The organism is Rhizobium sp. Root149 (genome assembly GCF_001427345.1).
Classification (GTDB): Bacteria; Pseudomonadota; Alphaproteobacteria; order Rhizobiales; family Rhizobiaceae; genus Neorhizobium; species Neorhizobium rhizoryzae.
In genome coordinates this window covers 10,253-12,953 of record NZ_LMGD01000015.1, presented here as the reverse complement: position 1 = coordinate 12,953, position 2,701 = coordinate 10,253, and the positions used below count along the sequence as shown (strand labels likewise).

At 52.3% G+C, this 2,701-nt stretch carries 2 protein-coding genes; one reads left to right on the top strand and one right to left on the bottom strand.

The window, feature by feature from the left end:
* Positions 1-437, top strand: a 437-nt coding sequence (locus tag ASD54_RS11955; RefSeq protein ID WP_156379201.1) for a diguanylate cyclase, incomplete at its 5' end; no start/stop codon positions are given.
* A gap of 1,177 nt (positions 438-1,614) precedes the next feature.
* Here ASD54_RS11955 and ASD54_RS26175 read toward each other — a convergent pair.
* The gene (locus ASD54_RS26175) at positions 1,615-2,124 is read right to left on the bottom strand and encodes a response regulator (protein WP_082547194.1); all 510 of its coding nucleotides are present in this window, start codon (positions 2,122-2,124) and stop codon (positions 1,615-1,617) included.
* Positions 2,125-2,701 lie beyond the last annotated feature (577 nt).

The following is a 2,701-nucleotide window of genomic DNA, read 5'->3' as shown; positions in this document are numbered from 1 at the left end:
ACAGGTTCAAGACCTTCAACGACCAATATGGCCATATGGCGGGAGACGCCTGCCTAAAGTCTGTGTCTGCAGCGCTTGCTAGCGTAGCGCGACGGTCTGGTGACCTTGTCTGCCGGTTTGGCGGCGAAGAGTTTGCAATTCTTCTGCCGGATACTGATCTTAAAACTGCGCTAATCTTGGCTGAAAAGGTGCGCACATCAATTGCTCGACTCGGCATTCCGCATGAAGAAAGCGAACACGCTGTGGTCACCGCAAGCTTTGGTGTCGCAGTTTTTACGAAAGGGTCAACCGTAAGTCACCCGACCGAGCTGGTGGCGCGGGCTGATCTCGCGCTTTACCAGGCGAAGGATCAAGGGCGGGATCGAGTGACGTTCATTAAGGAGGGTGAGGATATCCTAATGCGTCAGTTCTCCGCGTCCAATGACCATGCCCAATGAGGCGAAGCGGCAGCTGCTTTTGCCTAAGCAGGATTGTTCGCGCGAAGCGTCGTATGCTTGATGGAGCAGCAGATCCTTCAGATAGGCAAAATTGTGAATGCTGCGTTTGCATCACAATGAACGTTCTTAACGCTGACCAAGCATGACACTGCGTGTGTGCTGACGCAAAGAGCTTTCTCTCAACCCCGTTGATCCGCAATGTAGTAGTCAGCGCGCCTTCGCAAAACCGGCAGCGCGGGCGTCGGCTTCATTGCAGAACCATCGTTCTGTTAGCGACGAACTTTCGATGAACCAATGGCGTAGAAACTGATTGGTGTGATAGGATCGCGATCCGTCGTGAGCAATGACCCCAAGGATACTACAACGGGGGTCCAATGTCTTGCGCAGGTCCTTCCAGTCGGAGCTTGTCGCGCCAAACGTGGAGGACATAACAACAAACCACGCGCAAGCCGTAGCAAAAAAAGGCTAGTGCGCTTAAACAAACCAGCTTTAGCAGGTGCAGTGGCTTATCGTCATCATGAGTATGATCGGAACCGGTGCGGAATCTCAGAGCTTTTGCAGACATGTAGTAATTGTACAATCCAGAAATCGCCGGGCAATTAACCGAGAACAAGAAAAATTTAAATATTCTAATATACAAATCAGGGGTGATTTTTCGCATTACATAAGCAAATGTCACAATAGCGGAAATTGCTCTTGCAGGCAGTGGGCAGCCCACAAGAGCAGTTAGGTCCGCGCAAAGCTGAACCTAGATCGCATAACGAAACAATCAACGTCGTGAATCTGTTTTGTTACATTTCTGCAAATTAAACTCGACTCTGTACGGTAGAGGACGCCACCGTCGGCTTACGATGCCGCTCCACGATGAGTCTACTCTGTCCAGCTGCCGTGAGCGAGGTGCAGATGCGTCGATCATGGCTAACTCCAGGAAAAATGCCTCTCGTCGCGCTGTCAGCCGATGCGTCGCCGAGCTTCTAAATTTATTGCGAGGAGAGGAACAACGATGGTTGGGCAAGGACGATAGGCAGGGACGGCGGCAACGTCCAATCGGTCTCTGCACTGCCTTGTGACTGCAGTCTATTAGACCCCTTCGCCTGGCGCGCCCTTCAGAGCAAGTGACAGTTTGAACGCACGGCAAGCCGGTCCCCTGCCAGGCCTGACAGGATCAGCAATCGAGTCATTGTGTGGCAAGGTTCATCTCCGCGAGCATCCGCTGGAGCTCTTCGACTTTGAATGGCTTATTTAGTCTTTGCAGATCCGGGGCCACCCTTTCAACGTCTGCATAGCCCGAGATTATCAGGCATGGAAGGGTGGGGCAAAGGGCCTGAACGCGCTTGCTCAGTTCCACTCCATCCATACCCGGCATCAGATGATCCGTCACAAGCAGCGTCAGATCAGACAGGTTATCGAGCGCTGCAAGAGCAGCCTCCGCACTGGATGCTTCAATAACTTCGAAGCCAATCTCATCAAGCATGTGTGCTGTATGGATGCGAACAACCTCCTCGTCATCGACGAGCAGCGTCTTTCCCCGGTGGATGGGGGATGACGGGCCGCCCCTCCGTATTGTCAGAGGTTGAAGAGGAGAACCAGCCGCCTCTGGCAGCCAAAGCTCAACATTTGTGCCTAATCCCAATTTGCTAAAAATCCGGATGCCGCCACCAAGCTGTTGGGCAAGACCATGCACCATCGAGAGGCTAAGCCCAGTCCCTTGCCCTATCCCCTTTGTCGAAAGACGGCGGACGTTTCGTTACAAGCTGGTCTGCGACGAGGGAGGGGGACATTCTGTCTCGCCTGAAACTCGCGGCGCAAGGATACGATATTTTGCATATGAGACTGACTAAGTCTTTTAGATCCGAGGACTGCCCTAATTATAAGAATTGGTCGTGAGCTGACTTCGCAAGAGCCCGACTTGCCTGGAAGCGGAGTTCCAGCCCGCCGGCCTCCTCGGCGATGATTATCGGCAAATGTTGATTAACTATCACGCGCAAGAGCATGGTTAGTGTCGCTCGCAAGTTAAATTAGCCTTCACTAATCCAAATTACCGGTTGATATACGATCAATGCTCACTTTTTGAGGATCTAAATGTCCCGTCAAATTGAACGGCTCCTTCGTGATAGATCTGGAAACTTTGGAATCATGACCGCAATTCTGGTGCCTCTTGTATTTGGAGTTGCCGGCTTTGGCATAGATGCAACGCACGCATTTGCTGAAAAGAACCGATTGCAGGCTCTGGCAGATGCTGCTGCTCTTGCTGCCGCAACCGC

Excerpts from the sequence above, each read along its gene's own strand:
- ASD54_RS26175 (WP_082547194.1), bottom strand. The coding sequence starts at position 2,124 with ATGGTGCATGGTCTTGCCCAACAGCTTGGTGGCGGCATCCGGATTTTT.